Raw genomic sequence first — 19,218 nt, 5'->3', positions numbered from 1 at the left:
ACACGCTTTAGTCCGTTGCCCTAAGAGTGTGGAAGGATGACCAACTACTACTGCCCTGTAGTCAAACACCGAAACACATGAACTCTCATCTGTCATTGGCAAAAAGCGAAATTCTCCGAAAGGATGGCTGGTCAGAGATGACTAAAAATAAAAACAAAGAATATTGTTTTGTATTGGATGTAGAAGGAGGAAAATTAGCTCCTACAAGTGTCAACAATGGATGGTACTTAATTAGGAAGAAAAGAGCAAGACTTGTTGCAAAATACCCAATGGTAATTCAACTTCATAAGTCAGTGGAAGATGTAGATTATAAAATGAGGTTGGGGATAGACGATGGTAGTTTACACGTTGGGGTTGAGTTAGTACAAGAATGTAAAACAAAAAACAAGCCAATCTTTAAAGCTACTATTGAACATCGAAAAGATGTATCAAAGCTAATGGAGCAAAGAAGAAAAGTTTGTTGATAAGTATCAAAAAATGATTAACGGAAAGAGTTTACGGCTAGACTTTGCTCAACACGTTATGCAAGGTAAAAACTGGTTACAACAACACTTATCTCAGTATGGTACTTTGCTTTTAACAAGTGGTGGAGATACTGCAAATAGGAGAATAGATCGGGGTATTGAAAAGTCACATTCTAATGACGCTTTAGTTATTTGTGGGTTAGAGATCAATGATACAAACATAAAAGACTGGGGCATTAAACCAATCAGAAAGAAAACGAAAGCAATACATTCTGAAACTTATGGGTTTAGGCATAGAGATAGTGTACAATACACAGACACCAAAAAGGTAACTCATGTTGGCTATATTACTGCAATGTACCCAGATAAGTTGCAAATTAATATCCAAACAAAGGAAAAACACCTAAAAAGAGTAAATGCAAGGAAAAGTGTACTAAAGTGGAGATTTAGAGGGTTGTATTTCCTATGAATGACCACACATGAATACTTTTGTGTATATTTTTGAAGGAGGATTTTTTTATGCATATTCCAACAACAACACTTCATAACGGCGTGAAAATGCCAATGCTCGGTTTAGGCGTATATAAAGCGAAAGAAGGAGAGGAAGTAAAACGAGCGATCCAGACTGCGCTTGAAATCGGTTATCGTTCTATTGATACAGCTGCCATTTATGAAAATGAAAGCGGTGTCGGAGAAGCGATTCGTGAATTTGGAATTGCGCGCGAAGAGCTGTTTATTACAACGAAAGTATGGAACGATGAACAAGGGTATGAAACGACGTTAAAAGCTTTTGATACAAGTTTAAAGAAATTACAGATGGATTATGTTGATTTATATTTAATTCATTGGCCGATACGTGGGAAGTATGTGGATACATATCGTGCGCTAGAAAAATTGTATGAAGAAGGTAAAGTGCGTGCAATCGGTGTGTCAAACTTTCATATTCATCATTTAGAACACTTATTAGCAAATTGTCACATTAAACCGATGGTGAACCAAGTTGAGCTTCATCCAATGTTGGCACAATTTGAACTTCGTAATTTTTGCCTGCAAGAACAAATTCAAATGGAAGCATGGAGTCCGCTTATGCGAGGCGGAGAGGTGTTTGAACATCCTGTGATTCAAGAAATTGCTAAGAAATATGGAAAAACACCTGCACAAGTTATTTTACGCTGGGACATTCAAAGCGGCATTGTAACTATTCCGAAATCTGTTACACCGTCTCGTATTGCAGAGAATTTCCATATTTTTGATTTTTCATTAACAGAAGAAGAAGTGCGCCAAATTGATACATTAGATTGTAATAAGCGTTCAGGAACGAATCCAGATAAATATGATACGATGTAAAAAGCTACCGATTTTCGGTAGCTTTTTCAACGATGAGATTCATATGTATCCAATTTCAAAAGCGCTTGAATGTGTTTATATTGTTCGTCTGTCAATGAATGGGCAGTGCCTGCTTTTACGTTTTCGCGTAATTGGTCAATTGAGCTAGCACCTGGAATGAGAGCTGCAATTGCAGAAGTATACAGGCAATATTGAAGCGCAGTTTCTGTTAGAGAGCGCTCATCTGTTATTTCTTTAATACAAGATACAGCGTGTTTTACTTCATCAAAGTTGTAAGAGAGATAGCCTTTTTCTTTCATCTTAGATAATTTTTGGTTATTGTTGTTAGTTAATAAGCCTTTTGCAAGTGGGCCGCGAGCAATAACGCTAATATTGTGTTCTTGCAAGAATGGGAACCATTCTTCTGGGCGGCGATTGAACATGTTGTATTCCATTAAAATACTTACAATATTAGAGTGCTCTGCATATTGGCGAATGACATTGGGACGGATGGAAGAAATACCGTAATGACGAATGAGCCCTTCTTGTTTTAGTTCTTCAAATGTTTCAATGACTTCGTCGATATTATCTTCAATTGTTCCGCCGTGCAGCTGATATAAATCGATATAATCTGTTTTTAATCGGCGCAGGCTTTCTTTTACTTCCTCTTTTATATATGCCTTAGAAGGATCCCAAGACCACCCATTTTTTTCTTCTGTCCAGCGGTTCCCAACTTTTGTGGCAAGAATGATTTGCTCTCGTTTTCCTTGCAGTGTTTTTCCGATAAACTCTTCATTTAATCCATAATTGTATAAATCGGCTGTATCCAAAAAATTAATGCCTAAATCTAACGCTTCATGAATGATTTGAATGGCCTCTGTTTCATTTGTCCCAAGTGACATGCACCCAAGTCCAATTTCACTTACATATAAATCTGAATTTCCTAATTGACGTGTTTTCATAATGCCCTCCTTACTTTTATTTTACGAAAGCGTAAGGAGTTTCACAAACACTTTACATTTGTCTATTTGTAATCCAGTCATGAACAGTTTTATAACGTTGTTCATATTGTTTTAGCATATGACGAATTTCCCAAGCTTTTCCGACTAGCGTTACTCGATTTGGTAAAATATACACTTTCATTTTTATCTGGCTCCTTTCAATGTGATAGAATGTATGAAGAAAGGCTAGGAAATAGAACAGGAGATGAAGTCTTATGAGTAATCTTGAAGAAAGAACGATTGCAACTGAGCCTATATTTGATGGAAGAGTCATTAAAGTTCGTGTTGATGAAGTAGTATTGCCAAACGGTGAGACGAGTAAACGTGAAATTGTGACGCATCCTGGTGCGGTAGCGATTATTGCAATTACAGATGACGAGAAAATTGTGTTAGTTGAACAGTATCGTAAAGCAATGGAAAAAGAGCTTGTAGAAATTCCTGCTGGAAAGTTGGAGCAGGGAGAAAAACCTGAAGTAACAGCAATTCGGGAATTAGAAGAGGAAACAGGGTACATATGTGATAATATGGAGCTCATTACGTCATTCTACACTTCACCAGGATTTGCAGATGAAATTGTATACGTATATGAAGCGACTGGCTTGAAGAAGAAGGAAGATAAAGCGGATCTTGATGAAGATGAGTTCGTTGAGTTAATGGAAGTATCATTAGAAGAAGCGCTGCAACTAATAAAAGAGCAGCGTATCCATGATGCAAAGACAATGTTTTCCATTCAATATTTACAATTGAAAAAATAAACACTCGCTTTATGCGAGTGTTTATTTTTATTGTATTTTTGCGTATACACATGTATCACATAAACTACCATCAGGAGCAAGGAAATCATTTTCGAGCGTACCTTCTAGAATAAACTCTAGGCGCTCTGCAACTAATCGTGCGTTTGTATTATTCGCATCACAGCGAATTTCAAGACGTTTTGCTCCAAGTTTATCGAAAGCGAATTGAACAGCTCCTTTTAATGCTTCTGTCATAAAGCCTTGTTTTGTATAAGAGCTATGAAGCCAAAAGCTAATAGAAAACTTTGGAATATCCCAATTTTCTGGATGGAGAGTGAGTGCACCGATGAAAGTACCCAATGTTTTCTCGTATAGATGGAACGGTAATGTTTCACGAAGTAAAAACTTTCCATGTGCAGCTCTAACTGCTGATTCTGCTGTTTCTTCAGTTTCGTGTGTAATCGCCATCCATGGCTGCAAGTCTTCTAAAGAAGCTTGGATTGCTTCGTAAACTTCCGCTCCATCACCAGGGAACGGTTTCCGCACTTGTAAGCGCTCAGTCTGAAATAATGTTGGAAAATCTAATAATAGTTGTTTCAAACGAAATCCCTCCTATTCTCTTCTTTAAGTTTAGCAAAGTGGCGTGGAATTTCAATGTTAATTCGTCATACTTTTTTCTTTCTCTCATACATTTTAGTAAGAGAAAGAACGGAGGGACGTAATATGCTAAGGAAATCATCTTGGCAAGATCGTGTAACATATCATGTACAAGAACATGCTTCACTATATGTATTTGTAGCGGTTCTTTTATTAATGGGAGTTATCTTTGGAGCTATTCTTGTGAATAGTTTACAAGTAAGTCAAAAGCAAGACTTGTACTTTTATTTGAGTCGTTTTTTTGGACAAGTTTCCAAAGGGCAATTTGCAAATGCAGGTGAAATGTTTCGAGAAAGTTACTTATCGCAACTGAAATACATTGGCTTTATTTGGATTTTAGGTATTTCCATCATTGGTTTACCACTTATTTTCATTTTATTATTTTTAAAAGGAGTTGTTGTTGGGTTTACAGTAGGTTTTTTAGTGAGTCAACTCGGATGGAACGGCCTATTATTAGCATTTGTGGCTGTGCTTCCACAAAATGTAATTATCATACCGACGTTTCTTATTATGACGACGATTGCAGCTAGCTTTTCATTGCGGATGATTCGTCATCAATTTATTCGGAAAGTAAATGAACCATTGCTACCACTTTTTATGCGCTACACTTGTTTTTTTCTTATTATCGGTGTGGTGTTAGCAGTTGCTTCAGGGATTGAAGCGTATGCATCACCAACTTTTATGAAACAAGTCATGGACACTATTAACAAAAAGTAATTATACTTTGAGAATTATTATCAAATAATCTTGATTATTTTTGTTTTGACAGTTGCCCTTCTTCTGATATAATGGGGTAAGAGTGGCGAGGGAGGGAGTAGTACCGAATGGAAGAGAGAATTGATCGAATTAAGAAGCAATTACATGCAGCGAGTTATAAATTAACTCCACAACGTGAAGCAACGGTTCGCGTGCTGCTAGAAAATGAAGAAGACCATTTAAGCGCGGAAGATGTTTACCTCCTTGTAAAAGAAAAGTCGCCAGAGATCGGACTTGCAACCGTCTATCGGACTTTGGAGTTATTATCCGAGTTAAAGATTGTCGACAAGATTAATTTCGGTGACGGTGTTTCGCGCTATGACTTACGCCAAGAAGGAGCATCACGTTTTCATCATCATTTAATTTGTACGGAATGCGGTGCAGTAGAAGAAATTCAAGAAGATTTACTTGGCGAAGTAGAAAAAAGAGTAGAACAAGAGTGGCGCTTTAAAGTAAAAGACCATCGTTTAACGTTCCACGGTATTTGTGAAAATTGTCAAGAAAAATTAACAGAAGAAAATTAACCTTTTCCTATTTAATTAGGAAGAGGTTTTTTATTTATCATTAGGTATAAATGGTGAAAAGCTTGGCATATGTTGTAATAACATATATTTTGGAGGAATTTACAATGCGCCGAGCAATGAAAGTTATTTTTGATGGCATGAAAGTATTTTTATTGTTTACCAGTTGTACCATTATGTTTTATTTCGCTATACTATGGATAAATGAAGAATATGAAAGTTATCATCGTTATGAAAAACCGAAAGAAGAAATGGTAGAAAAAGTATCTGGAACAGAAGAACCTGTGAAAGATGCTTTCGTAAACAGAATGATTTTTTTCTATGAAAATGGGGAGTAGAGAAGATTGGAAGATCAATTACAAGATTTTATTCATTATATGGTTGTTGAAAAAGGATTAGCTAAAAATACAGTTGTATCATATGAACGCGATCTAAAAAGTTATATGAAGTATTTACAAAAAGTAGAGGAGATTACATCGTTTCATGATGTAACGCGAATGCATATTGTAAACTTTTTGCATCATCTAAAAGAGAATGATAAATCTTCGAAAACGATGGCGCGTCACATTGCATCTGTACGATCGTTTCATCAATTTTTATTACGTGAACGTGTTGTAGAACATGACCCATCTGTACATATTGAAACGCCTCAAGCTGAACGTAAATTACCGAAAGTGCTATCTATTGATGAGGTAGAAGCATTATTACAAACGCCAAAAGCAAAGAGTGCCTTTGGAATCCGTGATAAGGCTATGCTAGAGTTATTATATGCAACAGGATTACGTGTTTCTGAGTTAATTGAATTAAACATAGCTGATGTACATTTAACAATGGGTTTTGTTCGTTGCATTGGAAAGGGGAATAAAGAAAGAATTATCCCTCTTGGCAGCTTAGCGGCCGAAGCGATTCAGCATTATATTGAAAAGGGAAGACCAGAACTATTAGGAAGGAAAACGGCCGAAGCACTCTTTTTAAATCATCATGGCAATCGTTTATCGCGCCAAGGGTTTTGGAAAATTTTGAAGAGACTTGCAAAAGAAGCGAACATTCAAAAAGAACTTACACCGCATACGTTGCGTCATTCTTTTGCAACGCACCTATTAGAGAATGGGGCAGATTTAAGGGCGGTACAAGAAATGCTTGGTCATGCTGATATTTCAACAACACAAATTTATACACATGTTTCAAAAACTAGATTAAAAGATGTATATAAACAGTTCCACCCAAGGGCATGAGTTTTCATGTCCTTTTGCTATTATTGTGAATATACTTCACAAAAACTTCACAAACATTTCGTACATTGTTTTCAGCAGAAGGCTAGAATGTGAACGCATATTTCCTCTATACTAATATAGGACGAAGGAGGAAGTATAATGAAGAAACTTTTAATTACATTATTTATCGCCATGCTAGCTTTAGCTGGTTGCAATACGAAATCGGACGAAAAAGCGAAAAAAGATAAGCCGCTTGAAGAAGTAAAAGTAGCGGTAAAAACAAACCCTGAAACGATAAAGCCAAATGAAAAAGTAGAAGTGCAAGCAATTGTTACACAAGGGAAAGAAAAAGTAACAGATGCAGATGATGTGAAATTTGAAATTTGGAAAGATGGCGAAGAGAAAAAAGAAATGGTAAATGCGAAGCACAAAGGGAACGGTGTTTATACAATCGATAAAACATTCCCATCTGACGGTGTTTACCATATTATTGCACATACAAATGCACGTGATATGCATGTGATGCCAGAAGTAAAAGTAGCTGTTGGAAATGCAAAAGTAACAGAGGAAAAGAAAGCTCATGATAGTCATGAAGCAGGTCATGGTGATCATAAAAGTGAGACAATGATTCATCTTATGGCAGATGGTGTAAAAGCAAATACAGAATCTACAATGAAAGTACACTTAAAACAAAAAGAAGAAGCATTAACTGGTGCGGAAGTTCAACTTGAAATTTGGAAAGATGGTGCAGAAAAGCACGAGTTTGTTCCAGCAAAAGAAGGTAACAAAGGTGAATATACAAGCACTCATACATTTAAAGAAGCAGGCACATATAAAGTGAAGGTTCATGTACGAAAAGGTGATCTTCATGACCATAAAGAAGAAACGGTTGAAGTGAAATAAGGAACAGCTCTTTGAAAGAGCTGTTTTTTTATTTATTATTGATATATATGCCAATTAAAAAATAACAAAAGCCTTTCTTTTTAGGTAGACGAGAGCATCTGGCCATGCATAGAAGCGGTCAGTGCCTTTTCCTGCCACATGCAAGAATTAAAACAAAGGGAGAAAATGAATACAGATCACGTTTTGTTCTGCATAGCGGCGACTTATATGTTGAAAAAACCAATATGGATTAATATATTAGTTTTATTCGCACTTCTGTGCAGAATAGATTACAATGAAAATGTGTAGAAAATATGAAATGTGATAAAAATCCCTTAAAAAGAAAGCGTAAACATGTTATAGTAGCTGTAGGAGATGTCTGACATCTGACTTAGAAGAAGAAGGAAGTTTTTACAGCGATTTGAACATACTACATTAGTAGCATATATAGGAGGTTACAGTTGTGAGTAAATATAAACGTATTTTCCTTATCGTAATGGACTCCGTAGGAATTGGAGAAGCACCGGATGCTGAGAAATATGGCGATAAAGGGTCTGACACATTAGGTCATATTGCAGAGCATATGAATGGATTACAGATGCCAAACATGATGAATTTAGGTCTTGGTAACATCCGTGAAATGAAAGGGATTTCAAAAGTAGAGAAGCCGCTTGCGTATTATACAAAAATGCAAGAAAAATCTACGGGTAAGGATACAATGACAGGACACTGGGAGATTATGGGCCTATACATTGATACGCCGTTTCAAGTGTTCCCAGAAGGATTCCCAAAAGAATTACTGGATGAGCTAGAAGCAAGAACAGGACGTAAAATCATTGGAAATAAACCAGCTTCTGGAACAGGGATTCTAGATGAGCTTGGACAGGAGCATATGGAAACAGGCGCATTAATCGTGTATACATCTGCCGATAGTGTACTGCAAATTGCTGCTCATGAAGAAGTTGTACCACTTGAAGAATTATATAACATTTGTAAAATTGCACGTGAGTTAACACTCGATGAAAAATATATGGTAGGTCGTGTGATTGCGCGTCCATTCGTTGGGGAGCCAGGAAACTTCACACGTACGCCAAACCGTCATGACTATGCTTTAAAACCGTTTGGACGCACAGTTATGAACGAATTAAAAGATTCCAATTATGATGTAATTGCAATCGGTAAAATCTCTGATATTTATGATGGAGAGGGCGTAACAGAGTCTCTACGTACAAAATCCAACATGGATGGCATGGATAAGCTTGTAGATACATTAAACATGGACTTTACTGGTTTAAGCTTTCTAAATCTAGTTGACTTTGATGCACTATTCGGTCATCGTCGTGATCCTCAAGGATATGGAGAAGCATTGCAGGAATATGATGCACGCCTTCCTGAAGTGTTTGAAAAGTTACAAGAAGACGACTTATTACTTATCACAGCTGACCATGGTAATGACCCAATTCACTACGGTACAGATCATACGCGTGAATATGTACCATTATTAGCGTATAGCCCAAGTATGAAAGATGGCGGACAAGAATTGCCACTTCGTCAAACATTTGCTGATATCGGCGCAACAGTTGCAGAAAACTTCAATGTAACAATGCCAACATACGGAAAAAGTTTCTTAAACGAGCTAGGTAAATAAGGAGGAATATAAAATGAATCGTGAATTAATTTCAAAATCTGCATCATATTTAAAAGGTAAATTTTCAGAAAGACCAACAGTAGGACTAATCCTTGGTTCAGGTTTAGGTGTATTGGCGGATGAAATCGAAAATGCAGTAGCTGTACCTTATAATGAAATTCCTGAATTTCCTGTATCTACAGTTGAAGGTCATGCTGGCCAATTAGTATTCGGTACACTTCAAGGAGTTACAGTTGTAGCAATGCAAGGTCGCTTCCATTACTATGAAGGATACGATATGCAAAAAGTAACATTCCCAGTTCGTGTTATGAAAGAATTAGGTGTAGAAACAGTTGTTGTTACTAACGCAGCTGGTGGTGTAAATACATCATATGAGCCAGGCGATTTAATGTTAATTTCAGATCACATTAATTTCATGGGCTACAATCCATTAATCGGACCAAATGATTCTGAAATGGGTGTACGTTTCCCTGATATGTCTGAATCTTATAGTAAAGATCTTCGTGCAATGGCGAAACAAGTTGCAGCTGATTTAAATATTAAAGTACAAGAAGGTGTATATGTGGCGATGACAGGTCCTGTATACGAAACACCTGCAGAAATTCGTATGATCCGTACAGTTGGCGGCGATGCTGTCGGAATGTCAACTGTACCAGAAGTTGTCGTAGCACGTCATGCTGGTATGAAAGTACTTGGTATTTCTTGTATTTCAAATATGGCAGCGGGTATTTTAGATCAGCCGCTTAATCATGAGGAAGTAATTGAAACAACAGAACGTGTAAAAGCAAACTTCTTAGCACTTGTAAAAGAAATTGTAAAACAAATGAAGGGATGAGTTTACAATGAGAATGGTGGACCTAATTGCGAAAAAACGTGATGGCAAAGCATTAACGACAGAAGAAATTAAATTTATCATTGAAGGATACACAAATGGTGATATTCCAGATTACCAAATGAGTTCACTTGCAATGGCAATTTTCTTCCAAGATATGAATGAGCAGGAACGTGCTGATTTAACGATGGCAATGGTAAATAGTGGTGATACAATTGATTTATCAGCGATTGAAGGCGTAAAAGTAGATAAGCATTCAACAGGTGGTGTTGGTGATACAACTACACTTGTATTAGGTCCATTAGTAGCTGCTTTAGGTGTACCAGTTGCGAAAATGTCTGGTCGTGGTCTTGGGCATACAGGTGGTACAATTGATAAACTAGAAGCGGTTCCAGGATTCCATGTAGAAATTGAAAACGAGGAATTTATTCGTCTTGTAAATGAAAACAAAATTGCTGTTATTGGGCAAAGCGGTAATTTAACACCTGCTGACAAAAAGTTATATGCGCTTCGTGACGTGACGGCAACGGTAAACTCTATCCCGTTAATTGCCAGCTCTATTATGAGTAAAAAAATTGCAGCTGGTGCGGATGCAATCGTTCTTGATGTAAAGACAGGTGCGGGTGCATTTATGAAAACGGATGAGGATGCGAAGCGATTAGCAGAAGCGATGGTTCGTATCGGTAACAACGTTGGACGTAAAACGATGGCTGTTATCTCTGATATGAGTCAGCCGCTTGGTGAGGCAATCGGTAACGCTTTAGAAGTGAAAGAAGCGATTGATACATTGCAAGGAAAAGGACCAAAAGACTTAGAAGAGTTATGTTTAACACTTGGAAGTCAAATGGTATACTTAGCGGGACAAGCTTCTTCTTTAGAGGATGCACGTGAAAAGCTAATTGAAGTGATGAACAATGGCAAGGCATTAGAAGCGTTTAAAACATTTTTAGCAGCACAAGGCGGCGATGCTTCTGTTGTGGATGATCCAACGAAACTTCCGCAAGCGCAATATATGATTGAAGTAGAAGCAAAAGAAGATGGTTATGTATCTGAAATTGTCGCAGATGAAATTGGTACAGCAGCGATGCTTCTTGGTGCAGGACGCGCAACGAAAGAATCTGAAATCGATTTAGCAGTTGGTCTTATGCTTCGTAAAAAAGTTGGCGATAGCGTGAAGAAAGGCGAATCACTTGTAACGATTTACGCAAACCGTGAAAATGTAGAAGATGTAAAACAAAAAATTTACGAAAACATGAAAGTGTCTGCAGAGCATCTAGATGCACCGAAGTTAGTACACGGTATCGTCGAGAGATAAAGTGACAATTTGTCCACGAATTATGAGATAAAGAAGCTAAGGAGTTTTCTCCTTAGCTTTTTTTGCATATAATAATAATGGGTGAAACTATGATAAGAATTTGTGCAGTAACAAAAGAAAATGAAGTATTATATGACGTGTCATTAGAAGAAACGAAGCGAGAAGATATCGTATGGTTTTGGCTGGATTTATGTAAACCGACGAAAGAAGAGTATACATATATTTTACAAGATTATTTTAAATTCCATCCCCTTGCGATTGAAGATTGTTTGGAGTACGTACAGAGACCGAAAGTGGATTTTTATGAAGGATATAATTTTTTAGTTCTTCACGCTTTTAGTGAAGAGGGATTAGAGCCGCATGAAATTGATTTATTCGTTAGTGATCAGTTTGTTGTATCTTTTCACTTTTCACATAATAAGGCGATTGAACGGGCGTGGAATAAACTTGGGGAAAAACAGCGCATAAAGAGAAGTACTCTTCATGTGACCCATATGATTATTGACCAAATTGTTGATGATTATTTTTCTCCTGTATATTACATTGAGGATCATTTAAATGCCATTGATGATAATTTAACGGGAGATACAGCTGGTGTTGTATTAGAAGAGGTATTTGATATTCGCTCTGATTTATCAAAATTACGACGAACAATTGTACCAATGCGTGATTTATTGTATCGTATTTTAAATTCAACGCGCTTTTATGGTGTAAATGAACATGAAATTTATTTTAAAGATATTCATGATCATCTTTTAAAGCTTGCCGAAATGATTGAAGCAAGCCGAGAGCTGACAGCTGACATTCGCGATAGCTACTTTTCGCTCAATTCTCATCATATGAATAACATTATGAAGACATTAACGGTTTTTTCAACTATTTTCATGCCATTAACATTTATTGTTGGTGTATATGGAATGAACTTTGATCATATGCCAGAATTAAAGTGGGAGTATGGCTATTATATTTGTTTAGCCATAATGGCCTTTATAGGTGGCGGCATGATGGTCTGGTTTTATAAGAAGGGTTGGTTTAAATAAAAAAACGCCGGAAATTCCCGGCGTTTTTGCTTTAGCCAATGGCATGTAACACAAACATGGCTAAGAAAAGACATGTGATAACATAAAGCGGTTTTGCAACTTGTTTATGTTGACCAAGTGCTACTTTTAAGATTGGATATGCAATGAATCCAAAAGCAATACCATCAGCAATGCTATATGTGAGCGGAATCATAATAATGATTAAAAACGCTGGAAATCCTTCTGAAAAATCGTTCAGAGGAATTTGTTGAATGTTTGTAATCATTAAACCGCCAATAATAATTAAGATTGGAGCGATTGCGCTATCTGGAATCAATTTTACAAACGGCAAAGCAAATAATGAGGCAAAGAATAATCCGCCAGTAACGATAGACGTCAGACCTGTCTTGCCGCCCGCTGTAATACCAGCAGCACTTTCTATTGTAGAAACAGTTGGACTCGTGCCAAATAGACCGCATGTCATCGCTGAAATTGCATTTGCTTGATAAGCACGAGGGAATTTACGCTGATCTTCTAATAAACCGTGCAAAAGTCCCATGTTTTCAAAAATGAGTACCATACTCAATGAGAACGTTGCAATTAAAAATGGTAAAGAAGTCAGTTTTCCGAACGACATTGCGCCAAAAACATCACCATAGTTAGCAAATGAAAATGAGCTATTACCAATTTGACTTGTATCAACAATACCAAATAACCAAGAGATTCCCGTTCCAATTGCAATCGTCCACAAAAAGTTTCCACGTACGTTACGAATAAATAAAACTAAAGCAACGATAAGAGTAAGAAGTGTTGCTAGAACAACTGGACTACTTAATTTTCCCAATGCAACAGCAGTATTCGAATTCGCAACGACAAGGCCGCCCTTTTGCAAGCCGATAAATGCTAAAAAGAGTCCGATACCAACCGTTATCGCTTCTTTTAAAGACTTTGGGATTGCGGTAGAAAGTGTGCGAGCAATTGGTGTAAATGCGGCAACCATAAAAATAATACCAGCGACAAATACCGCTGCTAATGCTTCTTGCCAAGTTAAGCCAAGTGTATGCACAGCAGTGTACGTGAAAAACGCATTTACTCCCATACCTGGTACAAGAATCGCCGGTGCATTTGCCCAAAATGCCATCAATAGACATCCGACAAATGAGCTGAATACTGTTGCTAAAATTCCTGCTTCAAGAGGAATGCCGGCATCTGATAAAATGGATGCATTCACAATCATAATATAAACAATCGTGAAAAATGATGTTACACCAGCGAGCACTTCTTGTTTTGGTGATGTTTGATGTAAGTCTAATTTAAATGTTTTTTCAAGAATTCCTTTCATGTTAAACCTTCTTTTTCATATCCCTCTCCCACCCGTGATATCCTTATGTAAGGTTCACCGTCTATTATTATAACAAAACAATAGTTTTTTACAACAATTAAATGAGAACGTTTTCTTTTTTGCTAGATATATAATTACATATAGGTAAAAACAGCACGTACAGTTGAAATGATTTCTATTTCGCCTGATTGAATAGGGGGAGCACCGCCATGAACAGTAGAATAAGCAACAAATTCTCGCGGCATATGAGAAGACTCTTCAACGAGAGACAAAGGAACGGGATTTATATTTAGATTATATGTACTAGCAATTGTCCTTGCTTTTTCTTGCGCGTTTTGCACAGCAAGTACTAATGCTTGTTTGTAGTAAGCATTCGGTGCAGAAACGCGAAATACAAGTCCTCTGGCGACATTAGCTCCGTTTGCTACTGCTGCTTCTAATACTTCGCCTGCTTTTTGGACATTGAGTACAATAATTTCATATAAATGCTCAACTTGATAACCTCGCAAGACAGGCTTTTCGTTCACGTATTCATACTGCGGTGTAATCGTGTAAGAAAGTGTTTTAATATTTTGCTCTGTAATTCCAAGCTGCTTTAAAGAAGCAAGTAAATTAGTGGAAAGAGCAGCGTTTTCTGCTTGCGCCTGTTTTATATTTTGATCTTCAGTACGAACACCGATTGTAAGTACGACAACATCCGGTTTTGCTTTTACAACGCCTTCACCTTGTACAGTAATCGTTGCTTCTTTGCCATTACGTAACTCATGTGGATAGGGGGGTATACCCATTTGCATGACTGTTCACCTTCCTTTCTTTATTTATATGAAAGAAGGAAGTCCATTTTTTCCTTAAATTTAGAAATATATATAGAAAATCTAAGTAGAAAGAAAACATATACAATTATGGTATTCATGCATTATAATAATGTGTAAATATTATAAAAAAGGATCGAGAACATTGAACGAAAAACGAGAAGCACTAATTTTAAACTTATCTACTTCCTTTCGAAGAATGCTTCGCTTATTACAAACTGATATTAATGAACTTTTTTCTGAATATATGCCATGGAATGAGTTTTCTGTACTGCGAGCGTTATATTGGAAAAGCCCGCAGATGGCATCGCAAATTGCAAGTGAAGTGAATGTTACATCCAGTCATATTACAGCAGTTACAGATCGTCTTGCTCGTAAGGGCCTTGTAATAAGAAAGCGATCTAATTCAGACAGGCGCATTGTGTATTTAGAAATCACCGATAGCGGGAAAGAAGTTGCTGAAAAACTGGAAAATGTTCGAAAAGAATACTATAGAGAGAAGTTTCAGGACTGGAGCGACCAAGAAATTGAAATGGCATTAGAGCTCTTTGATAGAGTCCTATGAAAATAGAAAAGCAAAGTTTGCTTTTCTATTTTTTTATGTGTAAATATATAAATACAAATTTAAAAAATCGACATAAAACCCTCTTTTTTTTAGGCGGGCGAGAGCATCTGGCCATGCATAGAAGCGGTCAGATCCTTTTTCTGCCACATGCAAGGTTTATGAGCGCAGGTCATACTGTATTCTGCATAACAGCTACTTATATGTCAAAAAATAAAATGGATTTATATATTGCATAAAAAAGGGCCTATATTCCTATACTTTACGTACATGGAATAGGAGGCAGACAATGAAGCGTATTGTTTTTTTTGGCATTATCGGTATATGTTTATTATGTTACGGCACTGAGATACGTGCAGCGTCTCCAAATCAAATTGTCCAAAAAGAACTGGAATATATCTCAAATCATAAACCTGTTTTATATTCAAAGTTATGGATACGTTCGATGCAAACGTCTGTATTATTTCATCATAATGATCGCGTTCATCATCAAAATACTTTACATAATATAAAGCATTCATCTCTCGTCGGTATAAAACAAATGTCGCTAACGAAAGCTTCAATTTATATGCCACGAGTTTCTCAATATGTATCAAAATTCGGAAAAGAAAATGTACAAGTATACTATTTAGCTGTGCAGTATGATGTGAAAAAAGAAAACACATATCAAATGAATGGAACGAACTACTTCTTACAAGTGTTTGTACAAGAGTATGGAGATTGGAAAATTGCCGAAAGTATTGTCGCACCGACCGATCAAATTGTGACAAACCACGATGGATTTGGGACAGACGAAGAGAAGAATTATAGTGAAAGAAGAAAGAATATAAAATAGCCTCCGAGGAGGCTATTTTGCATATAAAGAAAGTTTATGTTTTAACACCCATTGTAAAATAGCATATGTCAAAATGCCAAATCCTATAAAATACATATAGTGAAGTGGGATAGATTTACTGCCATCAGTGAACACTTCGCTGCCAAGAAGTCCGAAACAAATAGAAGTACATATTGAGAAATAGATATGAAGTTTTTGATATAGCAATATCTTTCCATTCTGTTCATTAGGTGAACGTGCATACAAATAGGCTCCTAGTGGCAGACAAATAAGTATATAAATTGCCGGACTTAATAGTGTCCATGCAGACGGAATATGGTGATAAGCAGGTCCTGCTTGTATATTTTCTCTATTTGGATCATAAGCGTAGTCAATTGTAAAATGAACAAGTGGAGCTACAGCACTTGTATTTTCTGTATACGCGGAACTTTTATTATAAACATTATTATATTCTATTTGTGATAATTCAACATGCAACGCAAAGAGCGGAAACGCAAGTTGAAAAATATAGAGAGGAAACACTACCATAATATAACTTAGTGCTCCTTGTGAGATTATATTTCCTGTAATCGTTCCAATAAAAAGTGCTAATGTGTATACAGCAATCAGTGTAATAATCGTATACACGAAATAGAGATGAAATAGCGTAAAGGACTGATACTCGGCATGTATCGTTGTGTTGTAGACAATATACATAAGAATCCAATTTATACTTAGTGTACTGACAATATGAATCGTACCAAACAACCATTTTGATAAAAATAAGTGCGAGCGTTTAAATGGCATAGACCATAAAAAATCATTTGTTTGATTATGACGCTCCCAGCCTATTAATATGACAGCTAATCCAATTAAAAGTAGAGCAGGGAAGAATATAGGATTTTCTCCGCTTAAATGATAGGAATAATACGTATCTGTCGTTTCACGTAAATACTTAGCTCTGTACAGCGCGTCTCTATAATATTGATATGGTAAGAGATATAATGTACTAAGCCAGAATAATATAATGACATATTTGCCTTGCTTCCAGTTTCGCATCCACAATGCTTTATGGAACATGTAATTCACCTCAATTTATACGTGTATTTTTATTGGTTAAAACAGTATCGTTATCTTCCTAAGAAAGAAAATTTCCATTTTAACAGACGAGATAGAATGAGATAAGTGATAACTCCTGTGCCTAGAAAACCGATATAATAGCTTCCAAGCGAATTGATTCCTCCTAGTAAACGAGCACCAAGTAAGGCAAAGCACGTTACTGTACAAGCGATAAAGAGCTTTTGTAACTTTGGAAAAAGTAGTATTTTTCCGTTTTGTTCGTTAGGTGACCGAGCATATAAGTACGTACTTAATGGTAATAAAATCAGTGTATATAGAATAGGGCTTATTAATGTCCATGGAGACGGAATAGAGCTAAAGTTAGGCTCATTGATTCTTTTTCCTGTTTTATCTGTATAGGCACGCTGTGGATCGTAATTAAAATAAATTTGAAAATGTATCATAGGTGAAAATGTAGTAAGTTTTTCAACTTTATTCATATATGCATTTTCCTGTTCGTATGTTTTAGAATAAGAGTTATTCGTATGAACGGAAACGAATCCAGCAATCAAAATAGACAATAAGAAAGGTAAAATAAGAACAATTGCAGTTAAAAAGCCTTGTGAAACAACATTTCCAGCAATGGTTCCAATACATAGCGTTAACGTGTAGATTGCAATGAGTATGATGATCGCGTATAAAAAATAATAATGAAACGGTGAAAATACTTGATATTTATTATGAAAAGTTGTCTTTTTCATAATGGCGAAAAGCCCCCAGTTTAATACTAGAACACTCATAATATTACAAACACCAAAAAGCCATTTTGTAAGAAAGATATGTGTTCGTTTGAATGGCATCGACCAAAGGAGATCGATAGATTGATTGTGACGCTCCCAGCCAATGAGTACACAACCTAAAACAATAACAAGTGCCCCTTGTATTACTATAGTTTCTTCCGGGAAAATATAGTTGTAATGAAAACGATAATTCCATTTCATATTATCATGCAAATAGTGTAGTTGTTTTGCACCGGCTAAATAATATTTGCATGATAATACATAGAAGTTAACGAGCCAAAATAACCATATGATATATTTACTTTGCTTGTATGTTTGAAGCCATAATGCTTTCTGAAACATAGGATCGCTCCTTTAAAAAATTTTATATTTGGTAACACGAGATAGTATGAAATAGGTGATGCTCCCAAATAAAAAGAAACCAACGTAGTAATTCAATAATAAGCCAAACGGATTTGAAACCCGCCCACCTATTAAAGCAAAGTAAAGTGTAGTCCCCCATATCCATAGCAAGCGATGTTTTTGAAAAAGAAAGATTTTCATATTATTTTCATTTCGTGTCCGTGTAAAAAGAAATGTGCCAAGTAGTAAGCAACAAATTGCATAAAAGACAGGAACCAGCATTGCTTTGGCAGAATAAAATTGATGAAATGCAGGACCTTTTAGAGTATTTTCAGTATCATCAGTACGACGATGTTTTGGATCATAATCGTAACCAATAGTAAATTTGTTTATAGGAGCGGAAATACTTGTTTTGTCTTTGAGTTCATAAATTGTGTCAACCCTTTTCCCATAACTTTCTTTGTCAATTGCATTCCAATGAGTAGTTAGAAAAGAGAGTCCTAGTGAAAATACGCTACACCCCATAATTAAAAAAGTGATGCTAAAGATACTTTGTGAAATAATGCTCCCTGTAAATGTTCCAATACATAAGGTAGCTGTATAGATTGCTATATACGAAACAATTGCATAGAGAAAGTATCGGTGAAATGGATAAAATGATTGATATTCAAAGTGAATTGTTGAATTATAAATGAGATACATAAATATCCAACTTATGAAAAGAGAACCTGCAATATGAACCACTCCAAAGAGCCACTTTGATAAGAAAATATCACGTCGCTTATACGGCATGGCCATAAGCATATCCTCAGATTGATTTCTACGTTCCCAACCTATTAAAAGACATCCTAAAATAATTACAATAAAGGCTATCCAAAAACTATTAGAGGAATAAAAAGTATATTCATAATAGAATTTTCCTTCCGTATGAAGTTTATGATAAGAATTAAGCTGTTGCTCTGCTGCTTGATAATATTCGTATGGAAAAAAGTAGAGACAACTAAAAAAGAATAGCAATATAATATATTTCCCTTGTTTCCAGTTTCGCATCCATAATGCTTTATGGAACATGTAATTCACCTCTATTTGTATGTGTTCGCTTCGTGATTAGAAATATC

Annotated in this window: 23 protein-coding genes; 15 read left to right on the top strand and 8 right to left on the bottom strand. The window is 36.2% G+C overall.

Translation table 11 applies throughout. The annotated features are described in order from the left end of the window. Positions 1 to 137 precede the first annotated feature (137 nt). Genes V7024_RS00450 through V7024_RS00440 form a run of 3 tightly spaced genes read left to right on the top strand, consistent with a single transcriptional unit; the run spans position 138 to position 1,811 of the window. The gene (locus V7024_RS00450) at positions 138 to 464 is read left to right on the top strand and encodes an RRXRR domain-containing protein (RefSeq protein WP_335514124.1); all 327 of its coding nucleotides are present in this window, start codon (positions 138 to 140) and stop codon (positions 462 to 464) included. Positions 465 to 477: 13 nt separating this feature from the next. After that, positions 478 to 933: a hypothetical protein gene (locus V7024_RS00445; RefSeq protein WP_335514121.1), complete on the top strand. Its 456-nt coding sequence runs from the start codon at positions 478 to 480 to the stop codon at positions 931 to 933. Positions 934 to 983: 50 nt separating this feature from the next. Further along, entirely contained in the window at positions 984 to 1,811 is an 828-nt protein-coding gene (locus V7024_RS00440) for an aldo/keto reductase (RefSeq protein ID WP_335514119.1), read from the top strand. A 26-nt stretch (positions 1,812 to 1,837) separates the two neighbouring features. On the opposite strand, the gene V7024_RS00435 is transcribed toward V7024_RS00440, so the two are convergent. Both V7024_RS00435 and mciZ read right to left on the bottom strand, forming a co-directional pair. Further along, positions 1,838 to 2,752, bottom strand: a complete 915-nt coding sequence (locus V7024_RS00435; protein ID WP_335514116.1) for an aldo/keto reductase — start codon at positions 2,750 to 2,752, stop codon at positions 1,838 to 1,840. A 52-nt stretch (positions 2,753 to 2,804) separates the two neighbouring features. Then, a complete protein-coding gene (gene mciZ, locus V7024_RS00430) occupies positions 2,805 to 2,933 on the bottom strand; it encodes a Z-ring formation inhibitor MciZ (protein WP_020059434.1) in 129 nt (42 codons plus the stop codon). Positions 2,934 to 3,006: 73 nt separating this feature from the next. On the opposite strand from mciZ, the gene V7024_RS00425 reads away from it, so the two are divergent. After that, the gene (locus tag V7024_RS00425) at positions 3,007 to 3,546 is read left to right on the top strand and encodes an NUDIX hydrolase (RefSeq protein WP_335514111.1); all 540 of its coding nucleotides are present in this window, start codon (positions 3,007 to 3,009) and stop codon (positions 3,544 to 3,546) included. 27 nt (positions 3,547 to 3,573) lie between these two features. On the opposite strand, the gene V7024_RS00420 is transcribed toward V7024_RS00425, so the two are convergent. Continuing rightward, complete coding sequence (locus V7024_RS00420; RefSeq protein WP_335514108.1) at positions 3,574 to 4,125, bottom strand: GNAT family N-acetyltransferase; 552 nt, start codon at positions 4,123 to 4,125, stop codon at positions 3,574 to 3,576. Positions 4,126 to 4,248: 123 nt separating this feature from the next. On the opposite strand from V7024_RS00420, the gene spoIIM reads away from it, so the two are divergent. From spoIIM to corA, 9 genes are all read left to right on the top strand, one after another. Next, a complete protein-coding gene (gene spoIIM / locus V7024_RS00415; protein WP_020059431.1) occupies positions 4,249 to 4,899 on the top strand; it encodes a stage II sporulation protein M in 651 nt (216 codons plus the stop codon). Between the two features lie 107 nt (positions 4,900 to 5,006). Beyond that, positions 5,007 to 5,462 carry a ferric iron uptake transcriptional regulator gene (gene fur, locus V7024_RS00410; protein ID WP_035429393.1) on the top strand — a complete coding sequence of 152 codons (456 nt, stop codon included), beginning with the start codon at positions 5,007 to 5,009 and terminating at the stop codon, positions 5,460 to 5,462. 104 nt (positions 5,463 to 5,566) lie between these two features. Then, positions 5,567 to 5,797, top strand: coding sequence for a YqzK family protein (locus V7024_RS00405; RefSeq protein WP_098914632.1), 231 nt, complete (start codon positions 5,567 to 5,569; stop codon positions 5,795 to 5,797). Between the two features lie 6 nt (positions 5,798 to 5,803). Then, entirely contained in the window at positions 5,804 to 6,694 is an 891-nt protein-coding gene (gene xerD, locus V7024_RS00400; protein ID WP_098914631.1) for a site-specific tyrosine recombinase XerD, read from the top strand. A gap of 138 nt (positions 6,695 to 6,832) precedes the next feature. Next, entirely contained in the window at positions 6,833 to 7,576 is a 744-nt protein-coding gene (locus V7024_RS00395) for a FixH family protein (protein WP_335514099.1), read from the top strand. A gap of 442 nt (positions 7,577 to 8,018) precedes the next feature. After that, a complete protein-coding gene (deoB, locus tag V7024_RS00390) occupies positions 8,019 to 9,203 on the top strand; it encodes a phosphopentomutase (RefSeq protein ID WP_335514096.1) in 1,185 nt (394 codons plus the stop codon). Positions 9,204 to 9,216: 13 nt separating this feature from the next. Next, positions 9,217 to 10,038 carry a purine-nucleoside phosphorylase gene (locus tag V7024_RS00385; protein ID WP_335514093.1) on the top strand — a complete coding sequence of 274 codons (822 nt, stop codon included), beginning with the start codon at positions 9,217 to 9,219 and terminating at the stop codon, positions 10,036 to 10,038. Positions 10,039 to 10,045: 7 nt separating this feature from the next. Next, positions 10,046 to 11,350, top strand: a complete 1,305-nt coding sequence (locus V7024_RS00380; RefSeq protein WP_335514091.1) for a pyrimidine-nucleoside phosphorylase — start codon at positions 10,046 to 10,048, stop codon at positions 11,348 to 11,350. A gap of 77 nt (positions 11,351 to 11,427) precedes the next feature. Then, entirely contained in the window at positions 11,428 to 12,390 is a 963-nt protein-coding gene (gene corA / locus V7024_RS00375) for a magnesium/cobalt transporter CorA (protein WP_154713292.1), read from the top strand. A gap of 31 nt (positions 12,391 to 12,421) precedes the next feature. On the opposite strand, the gene V7024_RS00370 is transcribed toward corA, so the two are convergent. Together V7024_RS00370 and V7024_RS00365 are read right to left on the bottom strand one after the other, a co-directional pair. Then, entirely contained in the window at positions 12,422 to 13,711 is a 1,290-nt protein-coding gene (locus V7024_RS00370; RefSeq protein WP_335514083.1) for an NCS2 family permease, read from the bottom strand. A 134-nt stretch (positions 13,712 to 13,845) separates the two neighbouring features. Further along, positions 13,846 to 14,505 carry an SIMPL domain-containing protein gene (locus tag V7024_RS00365; RefSeq protein ID WP_335514081.1) on the bottom strand — a complete coding sequence of 220 codons (660 nt, stop codon included), beginning with the start codon at positions 14,503 to 14,505 and terminating at the stop codon, positions 13,846 to 13,848. A 163-nt stretch (positions 14,506 to 14,668) separates the two neighbouring features. Here V7024_RS00365 and V7024_RS00360 point away from each other — a divergent pair, with 163 nt between their 5' ends. After that, complete coding sequence (locus V7024_RS00360) at positions 14,669 to 15,088, top strand: MarR family winged helix-turn-helix transcriptional regulator (RefSeq protein WP_335514078.1); 420 nt, start codon at positions 14,669 to 14,671, stop codon at positions 15,086 to 15,088. Positions 15,089 to 15,374: 286 nt separating this feature from the next. Then, positions 15,375 to 15,920, top strand: coding sequence for a hypothetical protein (locus V7024_RS00355; protein ID WP_335514074.1), 546 nt, complete (start codon positions 15,375 to 15,377; stop codon positions 15,918 to 15,920). A gap of 12 nt (positions 15,921 to 15,932) precedes the next feature. Here V7024_RS00355 and V7024_RS00350 read toward each other — a convergent pair whose 3' ends face one another. From V7024_RS00350 to V7024_RS00340, 3 genes are read right to left on the bottom strand one after another with little or no spacing between them, the layout of a single operon-like run. Beyond that, complete coding sequence (locus tag V7024_RS00350; RefSeq protein WP_335514071.1) at positions 15,933 to 16,979, bottom strand: ABC transporter permease; 1,047 nt, start codon at positions 16,977 to 16,979, stop codon at positions 15,933 to 15,935. A 50-nt stretch (positions 16,980 to 17,029) separates the two neighbouring features. Then, a complete protein-coding gene (locus V7024_RS00345; protein ID WP_335514068.1) occupies positions 17,030 to 18,100 on the bottom strand; it encodes an ABC transporter permease subunit in 1,071 nt (356 codons plus the stop codon). Between the two features lie 12 nt (positions 18,101 to 18,112). Beyond that, the gene (locus V7024_RS00340) at positions 18,113 to 19,171 is read right to left on the bottom strand and encodes an ABC transporter permease subunit (RefSeq protein ID WP_335514065.1); all 1,059 of its coding nucleotides are present in this window, start codon (positions 19,169 to 19,171) and stop codon (positions 18,113 to 18,115) included. Positions 19,172 to 19,218: the final 47 nt, after the last annotated feature.

This window comes from Bacillus sp. JJ864, assembly GCF_036963045.1.
GTDB classification, from domain to species: Bacteria; Bacillota; Bacilli; order Bacillales; family Bacillaceae_G; genus Bacillus_A; species Bacillus_A pseudomycoides_C.
Note: the sequence above shows the minus strand (reverse complement) of the source record. Positions and strands in the feature narration are given on the sequence as shown.